6 protein-coding genes are annotated in these 3,120 nt (G+C 39.7%); all 6 read right to left on the bottom strand.

Annotated features, from left to right (window positions below; genetic code table 11):
- Window positions 1-274: 274 nt before the first annotated feature.
- Window positions 275-1,072 (bottom strand): hypothetical protein, encoded by a 798-nt coding sequence (locus UF06_RS11345; RefSeq protein ID WP_139046339.1) that lies wholly within the window; start codon window positions 1,070-1,072, stop codon window positions 275-277.
- Between the two features lie 22 nt (window positions 1,073-1,094).
- Window positions 1,095-1,208, bottom strand: coding sequence for a DUF3265 domain-containing protein (locus UF06_RS24395; RefSeq protein ID WP_347335973.1), 114 nt, complete (start codon window positions 1,206-1,208; stop codon window positions 1,095-1,097).
- Between the two features lie 482 nt (window positions 1,209-1,690).
- Entirely contained in the window at window positions 1,691-2,224 is a 534-nt protein-coding gene (locus tag UF06_RS11340; protein WP_052702552.1) for a hypothetical protein, read from the bottom strand.
- Between the two features lies 1 nt (window position 2,225).
- On the bottom strand, window positions 2,226-2,405 hold the full coding sequence (locus UF06_RS26100) for a hypothetical protein (RefSeq protein ID WP_139046338.1): 180 nt from the start codon (window positions 2,403-2,405) through the stop codon (window positions 2,226-2,228).
- Between the two features lie 48 nt (window positions 2,406-2,453).
- Window positions 2,454-2,555: a DUF3265 domain-containing protein gene (locus UF06_RS24385; protein WP_242402013.1), complete on the bottom strand. Its 102-nt coding sequence runs from the start codon at window positions 2,553-2,555 to the stop codon at window positions 2,454-2,456.
- A 378-nt stretch (window positions 2,556-2,933) separates the two neighbouring features.
- Window positions 2,934-3,120, bottom strand: a 187-nt coding sequence (locus UF06_RS11335) for a DUF3265 domain-containing protein (RefSeq protein ID WP_045570561.1), incomplete at its 5' end; no start/stop codon positions are given.

The raw sequence follows: 3,120 nt of genomic DNA, 5'->3' as shown, positions 1-3,120 counted from the left end.
AAAACGCGAAGCTCTATTAGCGGCAGACTCAACACTGCGGCTGAATGAGCAGGCTTGTAACTGCCAGCAGATTAGAATGGATGAGTATTTCATAACTCAAAACAAATTCATAACTGCCTGATCTGTTAATGCAAAGCCAATCAACATTACGGCCAACTAACGCCCGGTTAAGGGGCAGACAACGCCACTACCAAGCTTCCGCATACCACCGTAACCACAAAAACCAACGCATAGTAAAAATACCGCGCGTTGGCTGTCCCTCTTTAACCGTTTGTTAGGTACGTTTCTGAAAATCATCAAGAACTGCTAGAAATGGACAAACAAAGCGGATATCGATTCTACTCAAGAGCCCATAAAGCAGGTCGTTTAATTCACTATCATCTAGATAATACCGTTTGAACAAAAAAGCATCATATATTTTATCTTGGAAGTTATCAGGCAGCGAAGCATTTTTTAAAATGTAACCAGTTTTCTCATAGTGGTCGAAATGCTTACCTTTAGAATGTTCCTCAGCTTCACAAATGATTTTTTCTAGCTCGCCATTTTCATTTCCTAATTGAAGAAGAAGTTGCTTGATGTCTAGGTTTTTTAATGTAGGATGCAAGTGATTAAAAAACATATTTTGCCAATGCATCCTAACAATAGCCTTATATATATCGTCATCAAGATCACTATATAAGACATGAAATCCAGTACCAAGATTCTCCATCCTAACAATATATCCATTGAACTCTTCTAGCGAAAACTCATCATTCCTCTTGAAATTGTCAGAAGAATCAGCCATATCTTTTATCAAGAGACTCGCTTCCATTGAGATTTTTTCTTGCCGTTCTTTCTTACTATTTTTCCTATATTGATGAACAGCTAATATAAATGCACCTGCGGTTGCCAGTTGTGCTATTGAATTAATTATCTCAGTAAGTTTTGCAGAACTACCTACAATTTGAGAAAAAGAAATGAAAAAATGTAAAAAACACACAAAAACAACTATCGACCCCACCCCAACCGTTAATATTGCCGATATATAGTTTATCTTTTTATTAGCTGATTTTTCATAAATCATTTGTTTCATTTCATCCTATATAAACAAGTACCTAACGCTGCGTTAAGGGGTGAGTGCCGAATAAACCAACTTTCCGCAGACCACTTTCACCACCAAAATCACCGCATACCAAAAATGCCACGCGGCACGAATCCCTCTTAAGCAGTTTGTTAGCTTAAATTTCAGCACCTTAGATTGACCAAACCTGAGATTAACCTGATTTGGGAAACCAGCAAACTGCCTGAGTTTTGAAACCCGAATTGGTTCAAATTTTGTGGCCTTTCATGCGATTTGAAAACCCGAAAATTTTGATAAATCATTTTCGAAAAACTCAAAGCGAAAGCAAAACTGCCAAAGCGACTTTGAGCCAAGCTTGCTAACCTCGCGCAATCCCAAAGCTCAATTGAGGCAACTACTCAAAACTTGCGCTGGAAAACAATGCTGATTTGCCGAGAAACCTGAACAAATTGCCAGAGGAAGAAATGAAAAACCACAACCAATTGATTTTATTTGTTTTAAGCTAACGCCCAATTAAGGTGTGAAGCACGCGACCACGACACTTAATTTGACCACCGTAAACACTAAACTCAATCCAAACCAAAAATGCCAGGCGTGCTGAATCACTCTTAAATTGTTTGTTAGTTGCGTTTAAGTCAGGGTAAAAACCCTCATTTTAGCGAAAAGCGATAAGCTGACTAAGTGCTCTTTTCTGCATTCTGGGGCGTAGTAAATATTTACTAATTCATTATGGCAAAAGTCTATAAGAGCTCGATTTATAGGCGGCTCTTCAACTTCAATTGATACGCGCTCTTGATTAAACTCTTTTTCCTCACTTTCAAGGATATATTGCCGACCTAACAATGAAAGTTCGAAGTGCAAATACTTTTGACGTAATGTTGAATGAAGAATAGCTTTAGCTTTTGTGTCAACAACTAGCTCAATAATTTGAAGTAATGCCGCGATACAAACTAACCATTTAGCCAATTCAGGCGGAACTCCCTCACTTTGATAAACAGCTGTAAAAGCAGCGGTGCTCATTAGCAGTGTGAAAGCCGTTATAAATTTTCCCATACGACTATAAGCCGCATGTAGATGCATGTGATAACGGATACCTAGACGAGCATTCCACAACAAGCCCCAATGCCTATCTAGATCCTCACTTGAAGTATTATTCTCTGACATACTATTTATCTCTATGCCCTTTTATTGGTCTTGGCGGCGTACTTTGCGATTGTGTAATGTATTCATCTTTACCGTTTGAGCTTGTTGGACACTTGTGAACAGATTTTCCGCCGCTAGATTGATCTGGGGTGGCTCTCTGACGTTTATCGGGATTATCACGGCTAACTTTTTTCTTACTCATTGTATCCTCCTAAATAAATGTGCGGATATTGATGTTTGCATCTAGCAACTAACGCCGCGTTAAGGGGTGAGTGCCGTATAGATCAACTTCCCGCAGACCATTTTCACCACCAAAACTCACCGCATACCAAAAATGCCACGCGGCACGAATCCCTCTTTAACGCTTTGTTATGTTTAAGCTTCAAGGGCTTACGTTTTACCAAAACCAAGATTAACTCAGCGTTGACTCACAAACAAAAGCCAAAACCTAAAAAACTGAAATGACTCATAGATTTGAAAAACAGACTTCAAATTTCGACTGTTCAAGCCCAAAACCTAAGATCAAATTTCTGATTGAGCCAACCGCCCTACCTCGTGCTTACCCGAGAATTGACTGAGGCAACTCTCTGAATTTCCAGAGCCAAAGAACAAGTGTCCGGAAAACAGCGCCAAACGAAACCAACTTGCCGACAAGCACAAAATCAACAAGCCGAGGGAGCAAAGAAAAGATACAACCAACTGATTTGACGTGATTAAACATAACGCCCTGCTAAGGGGTGAGCAATGCACTACAAAAACTACCGCACACCGATTTAATCACAAAACCCAACGCATGCTGAAAATGCCACGCATTGCGAATCCCTCTTAAGCAGTTTGTTAGCTTAAATTTCAGCACCTTAGATTGACCAAACCTGAGATTAACCTGATTTGGGAAACCAGCAAACTGCCTGAGTTTT

The sequence above is a fragment of the Vibrio sp. S234-5 genome (assembly GCF_000960595.1).
GTDB lineage: Bacteria > Pseudomonadota > Gammaproteobacteria > Enterobacterales > Vibrionaceae > Vibrio.
Note: the sequence above shows the minus strand (reverse complement) of the source record. Positions and strands in the feature narration are given on the sequence as shown.

Bases quoted from the DNA above. Each gene is read 5' to 3' on its own strand.
- UF06_RS11345 (WP_139046339.1), bottom strand. From the start codon at position 1,072: ATGAAACAAATGATTTATGAAAAATCAGCTAATAAAAAGATAAACTAT.
- UF06_RS11340 (WP_052702552.1), bottom strand. From the start codon at position 2,224: ATGTCAGAGAATAATACTTCAAGTGAGGATCTAGATAGGCATTGGGGC.
- UF06_RS26100 (WP_139046338.1), bottom strand. From the start codon at position 2,405: ATGAGTAAGAAAAAAGTTAGCCGTGATAATCCCGATAAACGTCAGAGA.